We start from the raw sequence: 18,347 nt of genomic DNA, 5'->3' as shown, positions 1-18,347 counted from the left end.
GCGATGAGCAAAATATTTCAACACGCCTGCGACATCGCGCGAGCGCCGCATTCACTATAAATTGACCCGGCGCCGATATCCGCGCCGCCTCTTCGAAAATCAGGAAGCGGTGACGCCCAGCCTGCGCATCGCGCTCTTCACCAAGCCGAGCGGCGCCGGCGACAACGGGCCCTGCGGCGCGCGCGTGATGAAGGCGACCAGGACCAGCGCCAGGATCGCGAGCCAGAAGCACAGCCAGAAGCCGTCGATATAGGCGAGCGTGTTGGCCTCGCGCTGCACCAGCGCCGCCAGCGTGCCGACGGCGCGCCCCGTCGCCGTCCCAATGCCGTGGCCGGAAAATTCACCCGCCAGCCGCTTGAGCAGGTTCACGACGTCGATATCGCCATTCTGGACGTGCTGTCCGAGATAGTTCGAATGGATCTGCTCGCGGACCCGCAGCCAGGTCCCCATCAGCGCGACGCCGATCTCGGCGCCGCCGAGGCGCATGATCTGGATATAGGCCGCGAACGCCGTCGCCCGCGACGGATCGGAATTCGACAGCGCCATGATGATGATCGGCAGCAGCGTGAACGCCTGCCCGATCGAGGTGAGCAGGACGATGCCGACAAAGTCCTCGCGCGCCCAGACGTGGCTCAGCTGCGTGCCCCAGAGATTGGCGGCTGCGAACGCCGAGAAGCCGAGCACCACGACGATGCGCGGATCGAGGTGGCGCAGCAGCAGGATCGAGATCGGCACCAGCACGAACATCGGCGGCGCGCCGTAGGTGAACAGCAGCACGCCCGACTGCTCCGGCCGCAGCGCGCCGACGGTGCCGAGGAAATTCGGCACCAGCGACGAATTCGACAGGCTGGTCAGCGTGTACAGCAGGATGACGACCAGCGAGAGCCCGATATTGCGCGAGAACAGCACGTTGAAATGCGCCCAGGGCCGGCGCGCGATCATTTCGTTGATCATGAAGGCGACGATCAACAGCCCGCCGCCGATCAAGAGCGCCATCACTGTGCCCGACGACAGCCAGTCCAGCCGGTTGCCCTGATCGAGCCCGGCATAGACCATCGACACCCCGGCGCCGAGCAGCAGCATGCCGCCCCAATCGGCATGGTGCAGCAGGTCGCGATTGACGGGTTCTTTCGGCGTGCCGAGATACACCATCAGCCCCATCAGCGGCGCGATCACCACGCCCTGCCAATACAGCCACTGCCAGCCGAGATGCTCGACATAGAAACCGACCAGCGAGCTTGACGAGTCGAGCGCGAAGCCGACGCGGATCGAGTACATCGCAATCGCCGGCAGCCACCATCGGATCGGCAAATTGCGCAGGATGATCATCAGCGTCGCCGGCACGAAGGTGCCGAGCAGCATGCCGTGGGCGATGCTGAGCGCGATCAGCGTCGTGTAGTCGCGCACGAACGGGATGGTCAGCGAGACCACCGCATAGACCAGGCTCGGAATGCCGAGCACGCGGCGCAGGCCGAACACGGTGGCAAGCCAGGCCACCGCAGGCGCGACGAAGATCTGCGAGCCGATGGCGGCCGTCGAGAGCCAGGCGCCCTCGTCGAAGCTGAGCGAGAACGCGCCGCGCAGATCGGGCAGGCCGACCGAGGTCAGGCGGCTGTCGAAATTCGCCAGAAACGCGCCGAGCAGCACGGCGACGACCGCGAACAGCGGATAGCGCGCGACGTCGCCGCGCGAGACCGGACCACGGTCGCGGTCGTCACTTTCCGCCATTGGCGACCGCCTGGCCGGTGTCGATCCGCGTGACGACCGACATGCCCGGCAGCAGGCGCTCGAGCAAGGGCTGGCCCTTGTCGAAGTGGATACGCACCGGAATGCGCTGCACCACCTTGGTGAAATTGCCGGTGGCGTTATCGGGCGGCAGCAGCGCGAATTGCGATCCGCTTGCCGGCGCGATGCGCTCGACGACGCCGCGCAGCCTTTGGCCCGCGAACGTATCCACGGTGACCTCGACCGGCTGGCCCGGCTTGACGTTGGTCAGCTGGGTCTCCTTGTAGTTGGCGATCACATAGACGTTCGGCAGCGGCACGACGTTGATCAGATTGGCGCCGATGTTGACGTAGTCGCCCGGCTGCACCTGGCGCTCGCCGGTGACGCCGTCGAACGGCGCAACGATCTTGGTGTAGCCAAGCTTGAGCTTGGCCGATGCCAATAGCGCCTTGGCGGCGTCGAGGTCGGCGGCACGCTGCTTCTTGGTGCCTTGCAGGACCTCGAGCTGATGGCGCTGTGCCGCGATGACAGCGCGGCTGGCGCGCACGTCGGCCTCCGCCTTGGCGTAGGATGCGGTCGCCTGCTCGAGCCGCTGCCGCGTGCCGGCGTCGGTTTGCGACAGCGACTGCTGACGCTCTTCCTCCTGACGTGCCAAGGTCTGCTGCGCCTCCGCGGACAGCCGCGCAGCTTCGGCCTGCGCGATGGTTGCGTATTGCAGCTCGACCTGGTTGTTGAGGTTATCGAGCACGGCCTGCGCACCGACCACGCCGGCCTCGGCCTGCGCCACCTGCGCCTGATAATCGGCGGGATCGATCTGCACCAGGAGATCGCCGGCCTTGACGCGCTGGAAATCGGAGACGGCGACGGTGAGCACCTCGCCGGACACGCGGCTGGAGAGCTGGGTCAATTCGGCGCGCACATAGGCATCATTGGTGGTCTGGATCGTGGCGCTGCCGACCCAGGCATCCCAGCGGCTGGTCGCCACCGCGACGAACACCAGCGCGACGAGCACGACAAACAGCGGAATCGCGAAACGGCTCCAGAAGCCGCTTGCCGAAGGTTGCGCCTTGGCAGGCGCCGCAGCAGTCGCGGTCTGGCTGGCGGGTGACGGACCATCTTCAACCTGCTCTGCCACACCGCACTCCCTCAATCACCCACCGGAACAGCCGACGAACCTATCACGCGGACCGGCATCCACTTCGCTCGAGAACGCCCTGATAGCACATGACGACGATCATGCCTCAGACGGTCTTTTCCGGCCACCGGCAGAGATCATTGATCAGACACACGTCGCAACGTGGACCGCGGGCGAGGCAGGTGTAGCGGCCATGCAGGATCAGCCAGTGATGGGCGTGCAGCATGAACTCGGTCGGGATCACTTTTTCCAATCCCAGCTCGACCTCGAGCGGCGTCTTGCCGGGCGCGAGCCCGGTGCGGTTGCCGACGCGAAACACATGGGTGTCGACCGCCATCGTGTGCTCGCCGAACGCCATGTTGAGCACGACATTCGCGGTCTTGCGGCCGGCGCCGGGCAGCGATTCGATCTCGGCACGCGTGCGCGGCACCTTGCCGCCGAACTCGGCGATCAGCTTCTGCGAGAGCGCGATGACGTTCTTCGCCTTGTTGCGATAGAGCCCGATGGTCTTGATGTAGTCGCGCACTTTGTCCTCGCCGAGCTCAAGCATCTTGTCCGGCGTGTCGGCGACCGCGAACAGCGCTCGCGTCGCCTTGTTGACGCCGGCGTCGGTCGCCTGCGCCGACAGCACCACCGCAACGAGCAGCGTGTAGGGATTGAGGTGCTCGAGCTCGCCCTTGGGCTCGGGATTGGCTTTGCGGAACCGGTCGAAGGCCTCGTAGACCTCCTCCGATGTCCATGGCTTTGACTTTACGGTTCGCTTGGCGGCCTTCTTTGCCCCGCGTTTGGGCAGCAGCCTTGCCGCATTCGCAGGCTTCTTCTTCGGTGCGGAACGAACGCTTGATGTGCTGGCGCGTTGAGAGCGGATGATTTTGGCCATGAACCGGATATACTGATAGGCCATGACCGCAGGCAACGACTTTGATCCGGGCGAAGACCGCAGGGCCAATGATCTCGCGGCTGATGCCGCTGAGGCCGAGCCCAAACTGTTCTCGGCATTGCTGACGCCGCACCGCTCGCTGAATCGCACCGGCTTTATCGTGCTGATGTCGTTCGTCACCGTGGTCAGCTTCATCGCCGGCGCGGTGTTCTGGTGGCTCGGCGCCTGGCCGATCTTCGGCTTCTTCGGCCTCGACGCGCTGGTGATCTATTGGGCGTTCAAGGTCAATTTCCGCTCCGCCAAGGCGAGCGAGGAGATCACCGTCACACCGTCGGAACTGCGGGTGCGCAGGATCAGCCATCGCGGTCATGTGGCCGAATGGGTGCTCAATCCGCTCTGGGTGCGGTTCGAACAGATCTCGCATGAGGAGTTCGGTATCGAGCGGCTCTATCTGGTCTCCCGGGGCCGCCGGGTCAGCGTTGGCAGCTTCCTCGGACCGGACGAAAAGGCCAGCTTCTCCAAGGCCTTGACGGCGGCGCTCAACGCCGCAAAACGCGGCCCGACTTACAACCCCATCCACTAGTGTGCTGAATGCGAAGTTCGTGCGATTTCGCGGCAACCACTTTCACGAACTTCGCATTCATAAAGCACACTAGAATCAAAGGTTTGCTAGTGTCCTTATCGAATCCGAAGTTCGCTCCGAAAGTGCGGCAAATGATGCGAACTTCGGATTCGGGACACTAGTCGAGCTTACTTTTGAGCATGATCTCGTCGGAAAACCGGTCCCCACTTTTCCGGATCATGCTTGTCAGAAATCGGGTGGTTTGGACGCGCCATGGCTCCTAAATCAGACACCATGATGACACTCGCCATACACGACCAGCGCCTGGCCAAGCCGGGCCTCCAGAGCGCCGCGCTGCGCGACTATGACTCGGTTCGGCGCGCCATCGCGTTCATCTCGGAGCATTGGCGCACACAGCCGACCATCGAAGCGATGGCCGATGCCGCCGCCGTCACGCCGGATGAATTGCACCATCTGTTCCGCCGCTGGGCCGGGCTGACGCCGAAGGCCTTCATGCAGGCGCTGACCCTGGACCACGCCAAGAACCTGCTGCGCGATTCCGCCAGCGTGCTCGATGCGGCACTCGACTCCGGCCTGTCAGGGCCGGGACGGCTGCACGACCTGTTCGTCACGCATGAGGCGATGTCGCCGGGCGAATGGAAGACCGGCGCCGGCGGCATGACGCTGCGCTACGGCTTCCATCCCTCGCCGTTCGGCACCGCGATCGTGATCGCGACGGATCGCGGGCTTGCGGGGCTTGCCTTCGCCGATCACGGCGACGAGCAGACCGCATTCGCCGACATGAAGCGGCGCTGGCCGAACGCGAGCTATGTCGAGGACACCGACGGTACCGCAGCATTGGCGCAGCGCGTGTTCGATACAAGGTTGTGGCGGGCGGACCAGCCGCTGCGCGTCGTCTTGATCGGCACCGACTTCGAGGTGCGGGTGTGGGAGACGCTGCTCAAGGTCCCGATGGGCCGCGCGGTCAGCTATTCCGACATCGCCTGCAAGATCAACAGCCCGAAAGCCTCGCGCGCGGTCGGCGCCGCGGTCGGCCGCAACCCGGTGTCGTTCGTGGTGCCCTGCCATCGCGCACTCGGCAAAAGCGGCGCGCTGACCGGCTATCACTGGGGCATCACCCGCAAGCAGGCGATGCTGGGCTGGGAAGCCGGCCAGGTGGGGTTGCACTAACCTCTATCTCGTCATTACGGGATGGTCCGAAGGACCAGACCTCAGGTGCGCAATTGCGCACCGGGGAATCTCGAGATTCCGGGTTCGATGCTGCGCATCGCTCCGGAATGACAACATCAAACCTCTACCCCGCGAGATCGACCTTTGACGCTACGGTGGAATCGGCATTGAGCCGATAGATCACCGGCGCGCCGGTCGCGAGTTCGCGCTTGAGGATCTGCTCGGGCGTCAGCTTCTCCAGCACCATGATCAGCGCGCGCAGCGAATTGCCGTGGGCGGCGATCAGCGTGCGCTGGCCGCGCAGCACACCGGGCAGGATCTCCTGCACGTAATAAGGCAGCGTGCGCGCCAGCGTATCCTTCAGGCTTTCGCCGCCGGGTGGCGGCACGTCGTAGGAACGGCGCCAGATCAGAACCTGGTCCTCGCCCCACTTCTTGCGGGCGTCGTCCTTGTTGAGGCCGGAGAGATCACCGTAATCGCGTTCATTGAGCGCGAGATTCTTCGTGGTCGGCAATCCGGTCTGGCCGATCTGCTCCAGCATCAGCTTCAGCGTGTGCTGCGCACGGGTAAGATCGGAGGTGAACGCGACATCGAACGACAGGCCCTGCGCCTTCAGCTTGCGGCCGGCCTCGTTGGCTTCGTTGACGCCCTGCTCGGTGAGATCAGGGTCCTTCCACCCGGTGAACAGGTTCTTCAGATTCCAGTCGCTCTGACCGTGACGAACGAGCACAAGGAGACGATCACTCATTTCAGATTCCGTTTTCGCTTAGCCTGATTTCATTCCGTCGAGCGGTGTCAGTCGCTCAACCCGAGGACGTCGGCCATCGAATACATGCCGGGCTTCTTGCCATGCGCCCACAGCGCTGCCTTCAGCGCGCCCTGCGCGAACAGCGCGCGATCTTCTGCATGGTGCGAGAGCGTGATGCGCTCGGAGGGGCCGGCAAAGATCACGCTGTGATCGCCGGCCGCGGTGCCGCCGCGCAACGAGGCAAAGCCGATATCGCCCGCGCGCCGCGCGCCGGTGAGACCATCGCGGCCGCGCGCCGAATGCTGATCGAGCGCGATCTTGCGTCCCGCGGCCGCGGCTTCGCCGAGCATCAAGGCGGTGCCCGACGGCGCATCGATCTTGGACTTGTGGTGCATCTCGAGAATTTCGATGTCAAAGCTCTGGTCGAGCGATTGCGCGACGCGCTTGACGAGCGCGGCGAGCAGATTGACGCCGAGGCTCATATTGCCTGACTTCACCACGATGGCGCGGTTGGTCACGCTGCGGATCACCGCATCGTCGGACGGCGACATCCCGGTGGTGCCGATGACGTGAACAAGGCCGCGCTCGGCCGCGATCGCGACGTTGGCGATGGTCGCGGCCGGCACGGTGAAATCCAGGATGCCGTCGGCGCCGGCCGACATCGACCACAGATCGGCCGACAGCTTGACGTCATTGGCGGGGAGGCCGGCGAGCACGCCTGCGTCCTTGCCGAGCAGTTCCGAGCCCGGCGCTTCCAGAGCGCCGACCAGCACCGCCCCCGGGGTTTCGGAAATCACCCGGGTCAGCGTGCGGCCCATCCGGCCGCCGGCTCCCGCAACAATCAGACGCATGTCAGCCATGGCTCACCTCTCCACGCGATATAGCGAGCCAAGGCTGTTCCGGCAACCGAACCGGCTACCCGATGTGCGGACTATGGGCTGTCGTACCCCTCGATGATGATGAGGTCGGCGATCGAATGCGGCTGCCGCACCTTGATGTTGGCTTGGTATTCCGGCGATTGGTAGCAAGCGAGCGCGGTCGCGTAATCGGGGAATTCGATCACGACATTGCGGGAGCGGCTCTGTCCCTCCACGCCGGTGAACTTGCCACCGCGAACGATGAACTTGCCGCCGAATTTCTGGAAGATGGCGGGGTTGGCCGCCATGTAGGGCTTGTAGCCTTCCTCATTGTGAACGTCGACGCGTCCAATCCAGTATCCCTTCGCCATCTCTGTTCTCCCTCTTGTTGTTCAGGCGAGCGCCTGGGCGATTTCGGCGTGAATGGCTTCGGCTGATGCCTTCGGGTCGGCGGCTTCCATCACCGGACGTCCGACCACGAGATAGTCGGCGCCGGCGGCAATGGCGCGAGCCGGCGTCATGATGCGCTTCTGGTCGCCGGTCGCCGAGCCTGCGGGGCGGATGCCCGGGGTCACCAGGTTCATCTGGTCGCCGACGATCTTGCGCAAGGCGGCGGCCTCCTCGGGCGAGCTGACGAGGCCGTCAACGCCAAGCGCCTGCGCCTGTTTGGCGCGCGCTTCGACGAGATCGGAGACGTTGAGGCGATAGCCCGCCGCATGCAGATCGGTGTCGTCGTAGGAGGTCAGCACCGTCACCGCGAGGATCTTCAGGCCGGAGCCGGCGCGTGCCTCGACCGCCGCCTTCATGGTCTGCGGGTAGGCATGCACGGTGAGGAAGGTCGCGCCAAGCCCGGCGACGCTTTCGACCCCGCGCGCGACGGTGTTGCCGATGTCGTGCAGCTTCAGATCGAGGAAGACCTTCTTGCCGCTGCCTGCAAGCTGCTTCGCCAGGATGAGGCCGCCGGCATAACCGAGCTGATAGCCGATCTTGTAGAAGGTGACGGCATCGCCGAGCCGGTCGATCATCGCCTCGGCGCTGGCGACGGACGGCAGATCGAGCGCCACGATCAACCGGTCTCTTGGAGCGATCCTGGCTGGCTGCATGTCACCTCACATCATGCGTTGGGATTGGTCGATCAGCTGCCGCACCAGCGCCTGCATCGCGTCGATGTCGGCTTGGTGCTTCAGATGATCCATATCGTCATAGGCCTGCTCGGCGAATGACAGCGCGAGCTGGTTCGGGATCACGGTGGCGCGGCACGCCGACAGGATCAGGCGCAGCGCCGCGAGCGCGCGGGTGCCGCCGAGCCGGTTGCCGGATGCGGCTGAGATCGCGAACGCGCGGCCGTGGAACACCTGACCTCGCACCTCATGCGGATCCTGCACGCGGCTCACCCAGTCGATCGTGTTCTTCACCAGCGCCGGCACCGAGGAATTGTATTCCGGCGTCACGATCAGCACGCCATGATGGGCGCCGATCATCCGTTTCAGATTCACGGCATGCTGCGGCACGCCGGATTTCGCCTGCAGGTCGCCATCATAGATCGGCAGCGGAAAATCGCCGAGCGAGATGCGGGTGACGTCGGCGCCGGATTGCGCCAGTTCGTGCGCCAGCACGGCAGCCAGCTTCGCATTGAGCGAGCCTGACCGAAGCGATCCGGGGATCACGAGGATTTTCAGCGCGGACATTTTGAAATCGCAGGTAAGGCGCTCGCCCGGCGCGACGGCGCCGGGTGGTCAGCCCTTGCGATACACCCAGACCCGCGCGGGCGGAAGGTTCATCCAGATCCGCTCGGAGGCCTCTGTGGACACGCCCGGCAGCGACTTCGGAATCGGAGGCACCACCGAATAGGTGAACTGAATGAACGGCGCGCCGGGTGCGAGCGCCAGGAAAGCGTCACGGACCAGCCTCAGGCGGGTCAGCATCGGCTTGGTGACGAGCGGCAGGCCGGAGACCACGGCCGAGGCGGGAGATTTCAGCACCTCCCACAGCGTATCACGGAGCGTATAGGCGTCCCCCTGGACGACCCTGGCGTGCGGATAACGTTCGCGCAGCAACGCGCAGAAGCCGGGATTGTATTCGACCAGGACGAGACGCTTCTGGTCGACGCCGTGCTCGATCAGCGCGTTGGTGATCGCCCCGGTGCCGGGTCCAAGTTCGACGACCGGCCCCTCGGCGTCGCGATCGACATATTGCGCCATGGTGCGGGCGAGCAACCGTCCGGACGGCATCACCGCGCCCATATGCAGCGGCTTCTCCATCCATGAACGGAGAAATCGAACCTCGTCGTCGAGACGGAGGGGCTTCTTCGACGCACGCACGGACGATTGCAAAGGCATGTCGCTACCAGGCGGGGACCGCACAATCGAGCGGTTGTCAGAAAACAGTCACAAAGACGTATAGATCGAAGTCGTTACGGTCAAGCATAACGACTGCGGCTAGACGGAGCGATTGCCAAAGAAGTCCTTGACCTTAGAGAAGAAACCCGCTGCCTCCGGCTGGGTTGCGCCGGACGACAGCTTTTCGAACTCCATCAGCAGTTCTTGCTGCTTCTTGGTCAGATTCTGCGGCGTTTCGACCACGACCTGGACATACATGTCGCCGGTCTGGCGCGAACGGAGCACCGGCATACCCTTTGATGCGATGCGGAATCGCCGGCTGGACTGGGTGCCGGCCGGCACCTTCACCTTGGTCTTGCCCTTGTCGATGGTCGGCACTTCGAATTCGCCACCGAGCGCTGCGGTCACCATCGAGATCGGCACGCGGCAGTGCAGGTCGGCGCCGTCGCGCTGGAAGAACGGGTGCGTGGTCAGCGACAGGAAGATGTAGAGGTCGCCGGGCGGTCCGCCGCGGACACCGGCCTCGCCTTCACCGGCGAGACGAATGCGGGTGCCGTCCTCGACGCCAGGGGGAATGTTGACCGACAGCGTGCGCTCGCGCGTCACCCGGCCGGAACCGGCGCATGAGGTGCAGGCATCCTCGATCATCTGGCCGCGACCCTGACAGCCGGGACAGGTCCGCTCCAGCGTGAAGAAGCCCTGGGCCTGCCGGACACGGCCGGCGCCGCCGCAATGCGAGCAGGTCTTCGGCTTGGTGCCGGCCTTGGCGCCGGTGCCCGAGCAGGATTCGCAGGTGACCGAGACCGGAATCTCGATCTGCGCGGTCTTGCCCTGGAAGGCCTCCTCGAGCGTGATCTCCATGTTGTAGCGCAGATCGGCGCCGCGCTCGCGGCCGCCGCTGCGGCGCTGCCCGGCCATGCCGAACAGGTCCTCGAAAATGTCGGAGAAGGATGAGGCGAAGCCGGCGCCGAAGCCGGGGCCGCCACCGCCCATGCCCTGCTCGAAAGCGGCATGGCCGAAGCGGTCATAGGCGGCGCGCTTGTCGCCGTCCTTCAGCACCTCATAGGCTTCGTTGATTTCCTTGAACCGGACTTCGCTGGTGGCGTCGCCCGGATTCTTGTCCGGATGCCATTTCATCGCGAGCTTGCGGAAAGCCGATTTCAGCTTGGTCTCGTCCGCGTTCCGCTCAACCTCGAGGGTCTCGTAATAGCAGCGCTTGGTGGACATCCTTCAATTCCGTCCGAAGTTCATCGCGATCGCCAAAGATTGCGCCGACGATTGCGTCAAGGATTGCGCCTGTCTGGAAGATGCAGCGATCGCCTTAAAGAAAAATGACCCCCACTCCTCCGAGACGCGGCGCGTGCTCATTGGTGTGAGGGTCATGATCGCAAATCCGCGCTTAAGCAGACTTCTTGTTGTTCTTGTCGTCGTCCACCTCGGTGAACTCCGCGTCGACAACGTCATCCTTAGCAGCGTCCTTGGCCGCATCGGCCTCGGCCTGCTGCTTGTACATGGCCTCGCCGAGCTTCATCGAAGCCTGCGCCAGCGTGTTGGTCTTGGCCTTGATCGCCTCGGCGTCGTCGCCCTTCAGCGCTTCCTTGAGGTCGCTGACGGCGTCTTCGATCGCGCGGCGCTCGGTGTCGGCGATCTTCGAACCGTGTTCGGCCAGAGCCTTCTCGGTCGAGTGAACCAGCCCGTCGGCATGGTTCTTGGCGTCGACAGCCTCGCGGCGCTTCTTGTCCTCGGCCGCGTTGACCTCGGCGTCCTTGACCATCTTGTCGATGTCGGCTTCGGACAGACCGCCGGATGCCTGGATCCGGATCTGCTGTTCCTTGCCGGTCGCCTTGTCCTTGGCCGAGACGTTGACGATACCGTTGGCGTCGATGTCGAAGGTCACCTCGATCTGCGGCATGCCGCGCGGAGCCGGCGGAATACCCATCAGGTCGAACTGGCCGAGCATCTTGTTGTCGGCAGCCATTTCACGCTCGCCCTGGAAGACCCGGATGGTGACAGCGCCCTGATTGTCTTCGGCGGTCGAGAACACCTGGCTCTTCTTGGTCGGGATCGTGGTGTTGCGGTCGATGATGCGGGTGAACACACCGCCCAGCGTCTCGATGCCCAGCGACAGCGGGGTCACGTCGAGCAGCAGCACGTCCTTGACATCGCCCTGCAGCACGCCGGCCTGGATCGCAGCGCCGATCGCGACGACCTCGTCGGGATTGACGCCCTTATGCGGCTCCTTGCCGAAGAACTGCTTCACGACTTCCTGGATCTTCGGCATGCGGGTCATGCCGCCGACCAGCACCACTTCGCCGATCTCGCCGGCGGTCAGGCCGGCATCCTTCAGCGCCTTGCGGCACGGCTCGATGGTCTTCTCGACGAGATCGGCCACCAGCGCCTCGAACTTGGCGCGGGTCAGCTTCATCGTCAGATGCTTCGGACCGGTCTGGTCAGCCGTGATGAACGGCAGGTTGATTTCGGTCTGCGTGGTCGACGACAGCTCGATCTTGGCCTTCTCCGCAGCCTCCTTCAGGCGCTGCAGGGCAAGCTTGTCGTTGCGCAGGTTGATGCCCTGTTCCTTCTGGAATTCGTCGGCGAGATAGCCAACCAGGCGCATGTCGAAATCTTCACCGCCGAGGAAGGTGTCGCCGTTGGTCGACTTCACCTCGAACACGCCGTCGCCGATCTCGAGGATCGAGACGTCGAAGGTGCCGCCGCCGAGGTCGTACACGGCGATCGTGCCGGACTTCGACTTGTCGAGACCGTAGGCGAGCGCGGCAGCCGTCGGCTCGTTGATGATGCGCAGCACTTCGAGGCCGGCGATCTTGCCGGCGTCCTTGGTGGCCTGACGCTGCGCGTCGTTGAAATAGGCGGGAACCGTGATGACGGCCTGCTCGACCTTCTGGCCGAGATGCGCCTCAGCGGTCTCCTTCATCTTCTGCAGAATGAAGGCCGAGACCTGCGAGGGCGAATAGGTCTTGCCATCGGCTTCGACCCAGGCGTCGCCGTTCGATGCCTTGACGATCTTGTAGGGAACGAGCTTCTTGTCCTTCTCGACCATCGGGTCGTCATAGCGGCGGCCAATGAGGCGCTTCACCGCAAAGAACGTACGCTCGGGATTGGTCACCGCCTGGCGCTTCGCCGGCTGGCCGACGAGGCGCTCGCCATCGTCAGTGAAAGCAACGATCGACGGCGTCGTTCGCATGCCCTCGGCATTCTCGATCACCTTGGCGTTCTTGCCATCCATTACGGCGACGCACGAATTCGTGGTGCCGAGGTCGATCCCAATGACCTTACCCATGGTTTTGATATCCTCTTTGCTACGGCAGGTTGGTTGGGCCCTGACGGCGCTCCGTACCGAACCCCCAGACGTTCACATACTCGCGATATTGCGACGGTGAGCCTGATATAGGAGAGAGGGTCCTGCCCGCAAGGACTGGACGCAACGTTGAGGCCTGAAAAGACTGACGTTTGAAAGATTGTGTCAGCCCGGCCGCAGCGCCGGTTCAAGCCCGATCCAAGTTAACAAATCGGCAATGATGCGGCCCGCTGGCGACCGCGAACATCCGCTGCACGACGTCCGCGCTGTTGAGTGAACACTCACAAACGTCGTATGCGGAAGCGGGCGCAGGCCGAGGGCGCGCTGTTTGGCCGCTGGTGGCCGATCGTCGGAAACGTGGGGAAACTGGAAAGTGCCGGCCAATCGGGACGAAAAGCCCCTGGAATCGGGCCTGCAGGCCCGGAGCGCGGCTTTGGCGGCCTGTTGCAGGGTCATCAAAACCGCTAAAAGCGGTCCGACTGAAAGAGGCCATCCAGCCCTGCACCGGCCCCGTTGCGCGGCCACCAAGCAAAACCGGTAGATCCCCCATGACGCCTTTTCGACTTCTCGTTGCGGTTGCCTTGCTGCTTGCTGCCACCTGTCGTGGCTTTGCCGCCGACGTGGTGTTTCCGCCGGGCGCGCATGTCGGGATGAAGCCGCTGGTGGGCCTCAACCGCGCCAAGTCGTTCATCGGCTTCGAGACCGAGGACCAGGGCGTGAAGGTCTTGATCGCCGATCTGCCCGCGGACGCCTACAACGAGGTCGTGAGCGCCTTCAAGGCCAACCCGGCCGGTAGCGGAAACATCAAGCCGGAGAGCCTCGAGACGCCGGCGGGCCTCGCCTATTACACCGTGGAGAGCGCGCGTGACGGCACCACCAATGTGCGGCGCTACTCCATGATCCTGCCGGGACCGACCTTCTCCGGCTATGTCGCGGTCCAGGTGCCGGAGAACGCGAGCAAGATCTACACCGACGACGCCGTGCGGCAGATGTTCGCCACCGCCCAGATCCGCAACGAGGTGCCGGTCGACGAGCAGCTAAGCATGATGCCGTTCAAGGTCACCGAGCTGAGCAGCTTCAAGAATGTCCGCATGCTGGCGCCGGGCGCGGCGCTGCTGATGGCCGACGGCGACGACAAGGGCCTTGAGACCAAGCCCTTTATGCTGCTTGGCATCATCGGCTCGGCCCCGGCCACACCGGATGATCGCGGCCGCTTCGCCCAGCAGATCGCCACCACGATCCCCGGCGTGCGCGACGGGCGGATCACCATGTCCGAACCGATCCGGATCGACGGCCAGCCCGGCTTCGAGACGCGCATCGACGCCGTCAGCGGCAAGGACAATACCCCGGTGACCATCGTGCAGTGGCTGCGGTTCGGCGCGCAAACATCGATGCGCATCATCGGCAGCTCCCCGCGCACCGATTGGGAGAAGGCCTTCCCGCGCTTCCGCGCGGTGCGCGACGGCATCCAGCCGCGCGGCTGACAGGCCCGCCGAAAAATCGGACTTTCGCAGCTCCACGAACGGAACTAGCCTCCTCGTGCAATTATCAAAGCGAGGAGGGGCGCGATGCCGGATCGACGACAGGTTGTTGCAGGCCTCGGTACGCTGGCGCTTGCCGCGCTGGTTCCAAAACATCTCTGGGCGGCTGCGATCAAGCCCGACGACGGCTCCGCGCTGCTCGTGATCGACGTCCAGAACTGCTTCCTGCCCGGCGGCAGCCTTGCCGTGAAGGACGGCGAGCAGGTGGTGCCGGTGATCAACCGGATCGCCAAGAGCTTTGCCAATGTGGTGATGACGCAGGACTGGCACACGCCCGGACACATCTCCTTTGCCTCGACCCATTCCGGCAAGAAGCCGTTCGAGACCGTCGACCTTGCCTATGGCAAGCAGGTGCTGTGGCCCGACCACTGCGTGCAGGGCACCGACGGCGCATCGCTGTCGAAGGAACTCGCGATCCCGCAGGCCGAGCTGATCATCCGCAAGGGTTTTCACAAGGACGTCGACAGCTACTCCGCCTTCACCGAGGCCGACGGCAAGACCACCACCGGGCTCGCCGCCTATCTCAAGGCGCGCAACGTCGAGCGGGTTTTCGTGGCCGGGCTCGCCACCGATTTCTGCGTGGCATGGACCGCGCTCGATGCGCGCAAGGCCGGCTTCGAGACCTATGTGGTGGAAGACGCCTGTCGCGGCATCGACACCCAGGGATCGCTCGCCAAGGCCTGGGACGACATGGCCAAGGCCGGCGTCAAGCGCATCCAGTCCTCGGATATCGCGTAAGACGCAGCCTCGCGAGATTCGCATGGCCGAGCCTGCGTCACCTCATGCATTCGATCTCGCGCAGCGCCTGCCGTCGCCGCGCATGGCTGGCCTGATCGTCCGGATCACCGGTTATCGCGAGACCGCAACGGGCCGGTTCGCGCAGCGGCAGACCGCGCCGCTGATCGTCCCGCTGATCATCAGTTTCGGCTCGCCGTTCCTGATCGCGCTGTCGCGCGAGCCCGGTGCGGCCGATCGTCAGCTCAGCTTCGCCGCCGGCCTGCATGCCGGGCCTGTCTACATCGAGTCCGACGGGCGCGCCGCCTGCGTGCAGGTCGATTTCACCCCGCTCGGCGCCTACGGCTTCTTCGGCGGCGCCGTGACCGACCTGGTCGGGCGCATGGTCGATATCGACGATGTGCTCGGCCATGATGGCCGTCGTCTGCGCGAACAGCTCGGCGCCGTGACCTGCTGGCAGCGCCGCTTCGACCTGATCGAGGCGTTCGTGCTGCGCCGCGCCGGCCACATGCCGTCTCCCGAAGTCGCGTTCGCCTATCGAAAACTGGCGCGTTCGGCCGGCGCTATCAGCATCACGGCATTGGCCGACGAGATCGGCTGGAGCCGCAAGCATCTGGCTGGCCGGTTTCGGTCCGAACTCGGCCTCGCCCCCAAATCGCTGGCGCGCATGATGCGGTTTCACCGGGCGAGCCGGCTGGCGCAAAGCGGCGCAGCGCTTGGCTGGGCGGGGATCGCGGCGGAAAGCGGCTATGCCGACCAGGCCCATCTCGCCCGCGAGTTCGTCGAATTCGCAGGCGAACCGCCAACCGCCTGGGCGCGCCGCCGGGCGCTGACCGACCGCCGGCTGGTTCACGCCGGCGATGGGCTGGCGGACTGGTAACAAACCTTCAAGCTAACGCCGCGTTGCCCCGTGCAGGATGGCGCCGTCAGCCAAGGAGATGAGCGACCATGACGCACGACATCGAACCGCCCCGCATCTACCCGACCCTGCGCTGCAAGGATGCCGAGGCGATGACCAATTGGCTCACGACGGTGCTTGGGTTCACCGAACACGTCGTCTACCGCGATGGCGGCGTGATCCATCACGCCGAGCTCGCCTATGGTTCCTCGATGCTGATGCTGGGCCAGAGCCGCGACGACGCATATGGCAGGCTGGTCGGCGACCTCGACAACCGCCGCACCGACTCGATCTATATCGCCGTCGACGATCCCGACGCGCTGTACGCGAAGGTCAAGGCTGCCGGAGCGAAGATCGAGATGGAACTGCGAAACACGGATTATGGCAGCCGCGACTTCGCCTGCCGCGATCCGGAAGGAAATCTCTGGAGCTTCGGCACCTATTGGCCGAAGGCACACGAGAAGCCGCGACCGTGAGCCCGCGCAATCCGCGAGCTCACAGACGGGTGTCCGGGATCGGACGGATCAGGCGGTGATGTCGGCGGTCGGGGCGGCCTTGGCGCCGCCCTTGGAGACGCCGACCAGCGCCGGACGCAGGATGCGCTCGCCGATCATGTAACCGGCCTGCACGACCTGCACCACGGTGCCCGACGGCACCGACGGATCGGGCACCTCGAACATCGCCTGCTGGAAGTTCGGATCGAACTTCTCGCCGATCGGGTCGAACTTCTTGACGCCGTTCTTCTCCAGCGCGTTGAGCAGCGAACGTTCGGTCAGCTCGACGCCTTCGATCAGCGCCTTCAGGCCGGGATCGGCGGCTTCCTTGGTCTCGGCTGGCACCGCATCGAGCGCGCGCTGCAGGTTGTCGGCGATATCGAGCACGTCGCGGGCAAAGCCGGTGATGCCGTAGGTCTTAGCGTCGGCGACCTCGCGGCGGGTGCGCTGGCGGAGATTCTCCATCTCGGCCAGGGTGCGCAGCGTCCGGTCGCGCGCCTCGGCGAGCTCCTTGGTCAGCGCCTCCGCCGATCCGGCCTCGGGCTCGTCAGGCATGATGTAGGGTTTCGAGACCACGGGCTCACCCGTCGGCGCCGAATTCTCGGTGTTGTCATTGGCCCGGTTCGGATCGGTCATGGCTTGCCTTCTCGAAAAGTCGCGTCGGTTCAAATCTTGGGGATTGCTTGCCGGGATATCGTGCTTTGGCCGGCGAAAATCAAGCGCAACATACCGGTCTCGGGAACAGGAATCTCCGGCTTGGGTGAAGAAAACCCGTCAAATGAAAGCGAAATCGCCCTCCGGTCAGCCGCCCAGCATCTTGCTGACGATGCGCGCGGCATAATCGACGGTCGGGATCACCCGCGCATAGTTCAGCCGCGTCGGTCCGATCACGCCGAGAACGCCCACGATCCGCCCCTGGGCGTCGCCGTAGGGCGCGATGATGGTCGAGGAACCCGACAGCGAGAACAGCTTGTTCTCCGAGCCGATGAAGATCCGCACGCCCTCGCCGCGTTCGGCGCGGCCGAGCAGATCGATCACCCCGCGCTTGGTTTCGAGATCGTCGAACAGCGACTTGATGCGCTCGAGATCGTCGAGCGCGTGCAGGTCCTCGAGCAGATTGGCGTGACCGCGCACGATCAGCTGGCGGTCCTCATTCTCGCCGCCGGACCAGCTCGCGATGCCCGCCGTGACCACCTTTTGCGTGAGCTGATCGAGCTCGGCGCGATTTTGCGTCAGTGCCGTCTCGAGCTCGAGCCGCGCTTCGGCCAGCGTCCGGCCGCGGATCCGCGCATTGAGGAAATTGGTCGCCTCGGTCAGGGCTGAGGATGGAACACCCGGCGGCAGTGCCAGCACGCGGTTTTCGACCTGGCCGTCTTCGCCGACCAACACGACCAGCGCCTTTTCCGGCTCCAGCCGGACGAACTCGATATGCTTCAGCCGTGCATTCGACTTCTGCGTCAGCACCACCGCCGCGGCGCGGGTCAGTCCCGACAGCCGCGTCAAGGCTTCGCCGAGCGCGGCCTCGACGGATTGCGCGCGGCCGACGGCCGCAAGCTGGGTCTGGATCGACTGACGCTCGGCCTCGGTGAGGTCGCCGACCTGCATCAGCGCGTCGACGAAGAAGCGCAGCCCGAGTTCGGTCGGCAACCGGCCGGCGGAGGTGTGCGGCGCATAGATCAGGCCGAGTTGCTCGAGATCCGACATCACATTGCGGACCGAGGCCGGCGACAGCGGTAATGCGATCAGGCGCGAAATGTTGCGCGAACCGACCGGCTCGCCGGTTGCGAGATAGCTTTCGACGATTTGACGAAAAATGTCGCGCGAACGCTCGTTGAGCTGGGCGAGCCCGGCATGCGGCGCGATCAGGCCAATCGGATCGTGGTGAGTCACACTCCAGTCCCTCACAATTGCTGCATAATTTGT

Annotated in this window: 19 protein-coding genes; 6 read left to right on the top strand and 13 right to left on the bottom strand. The window is 64.6% G+C overall.

Annotation, left to right across the window (positions count from 1 at the left end):
- Nucleotides 1–99: 99 nt before the first annotated feature.
- The 3 genes from ACVMB1_RS34110 to nth all read right to left on the bottom strand — a co-directional run bounded on the left by ACVMB1_RS34110 (nt 100) and on the right by nth (nt 3,740).
- Nucleotides 100–1,728, bottom strand: a complete 1,629-nt coding sequence (locus ACVMB1_RS34110) for an MFS transporter (RefSeq protein ID WP_076833733.1) — start codon at nt 1,726–1,728, stop codon at nt 100–102.
- Nucleotides 1,715–2,860, bottom strand: a complete 1,146-nt coding sequence (locus ACVMB1_RS34105; RefSeq protein WP_076833731.1) for an HlyD family secretion protein — start codon at nt 2,858–2,860, stop codon at nt 1,715–1,717. The genes ACVMB1_RS34110 and ACVMB1_RS34105 overlap by 14 nt, the downstream gene beginning before the upstream one ends.
- A gap of 106 nt (nt 2,861–2,966) precedes the next feature.
- Nucleotides 2,967–3,740: an endonuclease III gene (gene nth / locus ACVMB1_RS34100; protein WP_456849942.1), complete on the bottom strand. Its 774-nt coding sequence runs from the start codon at nt 3,738–3,740 to the stop codon at nt 2,967–2,969.
- A gap of 22 nt (nt 3,741–3,762) precedes the next feature.
- Here nth and ACVMB1_RS34095 point away from each other — a divergent pair, with 22 nt between their 5' ends.
- Nucleotides 3,763–4,323: a DUF2244 domain-containing protein gene (locus ACVMB1_RS34095; RefSeq protein WP_244558980.1), complete on the top strand. Its 561-nt coding sequence runs from the start codon at nt 3,763–3,765 to the stop codon at nt 4,321–4,323.
- 273 nt (nt 4,324–4,596) lie between these two features.
- Nucleotides 4,597–5,493: a methylated-DNA--[protein]-cysteine S-methyltransferase gene (locus ACVMB1_RS34090; protein WP_076833729.1), complete on the top strand. Its 897-nt coding sequence runs from the start codon at nt 4,597–4,599 to the stop codon at nt 5,491–5,493.
- A gap of 124 nt (nt 5,494–5,617) precedes the next feature.
- Here ACVMB1_RS34090 and ACVMB1_RS34085 read toward each other — a convergent pair whose 3' ends face one another.
- The 8 genes from ACVMB1_RS34085 to dnaK form a co-directional block, all read right to left on the bottom strand.
- Nucleotides 5,618–6,241 carry a 2,3-bisphosphoglycerate-dependent phosphoglycerate mutase gene (locus ACVMB1_RS34085; protein ID WP_076833727.1) on the bottom strand — a complete coding sequence of 208 codons (624 nt, stop codon included), beginning with the start codon at nt 6,239–6,241 and terminating at the stop codon, nt 5,618–5,620.
- A 47-nt stretch (nt 6,242–6,288) separates the two neighbouring features.
- Nucleotides 6,289–7,101 carry a 4-hydroxy-tetrahydrodipicolinate reductase gene (gene dapB / locus ACVMB1_RS34080; protein WP_028341754.1) on the bottom strand — a complete coding sequence of 271 codons (813 nt, stop codon included), beginning with the start codon at nt 7,099–7,101 and terminating at the stop codon, nt 6,289–6,291.
- Nucleotides 7,102–7,172: 71 nt separating this feature from the next.
- Nucleotides 7,173–7,469 carry a DUF1330 domain-containing protein gene (locus ACVMB1_RS34075; protein WP_076833726.1) on the bottom strand — a complete coding sequence of 99 codons (297 nt, stop codon included), beginning with the start codon at nt 7,467–7,469 and terminating at the stop codon, nt 7,173–7,175.
- Between the two features lie 21 nt (nt 7,470–7,490).
- Nucleotides 7,491–8,201 carry an orotidine-5'-phosphate decarboxylase gene (pyrF, locus tag ACVMB1_RS34070; protein WP_057020362.1) on the bottom strand — a complete coding sequence of 237 codons (711 nt, stop codon included), beginning with the start codon at nt 8,199–8,201 and terminating at the stop codon, nt 7,491–7,493.
- 6 nt (nt 8,202–8,207) lie between these two features.
- Nucleotides 8,208–8,786, bottom strand: a complete 579-nt coding sequence (locus ACVMB1_RS34065) for an NADPH-dependent FMN reductase (RefSeq protein ID WP_076833724.1) — start codon at nt 8,784–8,786, stop codon at nt 8,208–8,210.
- Between the two features lie 48 nt (nt 8,787–8,834).
- Nucleotides 8,835–9,437, bottom strand: coding sequence for a class I SAM-dependent methyltransferase (locus ACVMB1_RS34060; RefSeq protein ID WP_076833722.1), 603 nt, complete (start codon nt 9,435–9,437; stop codon nt 8,835–8,837).
- A gap of 99 nt (nt 9,438–9,536) precedes the next feature.
- Nucleotides 9,537–10,664 (bottom strand): molecular chaperone DnaJ, encoded by a 1,128-nt coding sequence (dnaJ, locus tag ACVMB1_RS34055; protein WP_076833720.1) that lies wholly within the window; start codon nt 10,662–10,664, stop codon nt 9,537–9,539.
- A 172-nt stretch (nt 10,665–10,836) separates the two neighbouring features.
- Entirely contained in the window at nt 10,837–12,738 is a 1,902-nt protein-coding gene (dnaK, locus tag ACVMB1_RS34050) for a molecular chaperone DnaK (RefSeq protein WP_028335770.1), read from the bottom strand.
- 566 nt (nt 12,739–13,304) lie between these two features.
- Here dnaK and ACVMB1_RS34045 point away from each other — a divergent pair.
- The 4 genes from ACVMB1_RS34045 (at nt 13,305) to ACVMB1_RS34030 (ending at nt 16,406) form a co-directional block, all read left to right on the top strand.
- Nucleotides 13,305–14,240 carry a hypothetical protein gene (locus ACVMB1_RS34045; protein WP_057020358.1) on the top strand — a complete coding sequence of 312 codons (936 nt, stop codon included), beginning with the start codon at nt 13,305–13,307 and terminating at the stop codon, nt 14,238–14,240.
- Nucleotides 14,241–14,324: 84 nt separating this feature from the next.
- Entirely contained in the window at nt 14,325–15,035 is a 711-nt protein-coding gene (gene pncA, locus ACVMB1_RS34040) for a bifunctional nicotinamidase/pyrazinamidase (RefSeq protein WP_057020357.1), read from the top strand.
- Nucleotides 15,036–15,057: 22 nt separating this feature from the next.
- Nucleotides 15,058–15,912, top strand: coding sequence for a helix-turn-helix domain-containing protein (locus ACVMB1_RS34035; protein ID WP_076833719.1), 855 nt, complete (start codon nt 15,058–15,060; stop codon nt 15,910–15,912).
- 68 nt (nt 15,913–15,980) lie between these two features.
- Nucleotides 15,981–16,406 carry a VOC family protein gene (locus tag ACVMB1_RS34030; RefSeq protein WP_076833716.1) on the top strand — a complete coding sequence of 142 codons (426 nt, stop codon included), beginning with the start codon at nt 15,981–15,983 and terminating at the stop codon, nt 16,404–16,406.
- Nucleotides 16,407–16,454: 48 nt separating this feature from the next.
- Here ACVMB1_RS34030 and grpE read toward each other — a convergent pair whose 3' ends face one another.
- Together grpE and hrcA are read right to left on the bottom strand one after the other, a co-directional pair.
- Nucleotides 16,455–17,060 carry a nucleotide exchange factor GrpE gene (gene grpE, locus ACVMB1_RS34025; protein ID WP_028341763.1) on the bottom strand — a complete coding sequence of 202 codons (606 nt, stop codon included), beginning with the start codon at nt 17,058–17,060 and terminating at the stop codon, nt 16,455–16,457.
- A gap of 165 nt (nt 17,061–17,225) precedes the next feature.
- Nucleotides 17,226–18,314, bottom strand: coding sequence for a heat-inducible transcriptional repressor HrcA (gene hrcA, locus ACVMB1_RS34020; protein ID WP_076833714.1), 1,089 nt, complete (start codon nt 18,312–18,314; stop codon nt 17,226–17,228).
- Between the last annotated feature and the right edge of the window lie 33 nt (nt 18,315–18,347).

It is taken from the genome of Bradyrhizobium sp. USDA 4504 (assembly GCF_054063995.1).
This window is presented reverse-complemented; position numbering and strand designations above follow the sequence as displayed.

What these genes read in the sequence shown, in the direction of transcription:
- ACVMB1_RS34090 (WP_076833729.1), top strand. Translation starts at nt 4,597, where the DNA reads ATGATGACACTCGCCATACACGACCAGCGCCTGGCCAAGCCGGGCCTC.
- dnaK (WP_028335770.1), bottom strand. Translation starts at nt 12,738, where the DNA reads ATGGGTAAGGTCATTGGGATCGACCTCGGCACCACGAATTCGTGCGTC.
- pyrF (WP_057020362.1), bottom strand. Translation starts at nt 8,201, where the DNA reads ATGCAGCCAGCCAGGATCGCTCCAAGAGACCGGTTGATCGTGGCGCTC.
- ACVMB1_RS34035 (WP_076833719.1), top strand. Translation starts at nt 15,058, where the DNA reads ATGGCCGAGCCTGCGTCACCTCATGCATTCGATCTCGCGCAGCGCCTG.
- ACVMB1_RS34075 (WP_076833726.1), bottom strand. Translation starts at nt 7,469, where the DNA reads ATGGCGAAGGGATACTGGATTGGACGCGTCGACGTTCACAATGAGGAA.
- ACVMB1_RS34110 (WP_076833733.1), bottom strand. Translation starts at nt 1,728, where the DNA reads ATGGCGGAAAGTGACGACCGCGACCGTGGTCCGGTCTCGCGCGGCGAC.
- ACVMB1_RS34045 (WP_057020358.1), top strand. Translation starts at nt 13,305, where the DNA reads ATGACGCCTTTTCGACTTCTCGTTGCGGTTGCCTTGCTGCTTGCTGCC.
- pncA (WP_057020357.1), top strand. Translation starts at nt 14,325, where the DNA reads ATGCCGGATCGACGACAGGTTGTTGCAGGCCTCGGTACGCTGGCGCTT.
- ACVMB1_RS34095 (WP_244558980.1), top strand. Translation starts at nt 3,763, where the DNA reads ATGACCGCAGGCAACGACTTTGATCCGGGCGAAGACCGCAGGGCCAAT.
- dapB (WP_028341754.1), bottom strand. Translation starts at nt 7,101, where the DNA reads ATGGCTGACATGCGTCTGATTGTTGCGGGAGCCGGCGGCCGGATGGGC.
- ACVMB1_RS34030 (WP_076833716.1), top strand. Translation starts at nt 15,981, where the DNA reads ATGACGCACGACATCGAACCGCCCCGCATCTACCCGACCCTGCGCTGC.
- ACVMB1_RS34060 (WP_076833722.1), bottom strand. Translation starts at nt 9,437, where the DNA reads ATGCCTTTGCAATCGTCCGTGCGTGCGTCGAAGAAGCCCCTCCGTCTC.
- dnaJ (WP_076833720.1), bottom strand. Translation starts at nt 10,664, where the DNA reads ATGTCCACCAAGCGCTGCTATTACGAGACCCTCGAGGTTGAGCGGAAC.
- grpE (WP_028341763.1), bottom strand. Translation starts at nt 17,060, where the DNA reads ATGACCGATCCGAACCGGGCCAATGACAACACCGAGAATTCGGCGCCG.
- ACVMB1_RS34065 (WP_076833724.1), bottom strand. Translation starts at nt 8,786, where the DNA reads ATGTCCGCGCTGAAAATCCTCGTGATCCCCGGATCGCTTCGGTCAGGC.
- ACVMB1_RS34085 (WP_076833727.1), bottom strand. Translation starts at nt 6,241, where the DNA reads ATGAGTGATCGTCTCCTTGTGCTCGTTCGTCACGGTCAGAGCGACTGG.
- nth (WP_456849942.1), bottom strand. Translation starts at nt 3,740, where the DNA reads ATGGCCAAAATCATCCGCTCTCAACGCGCCAGCACATCAAGCGTTCGT.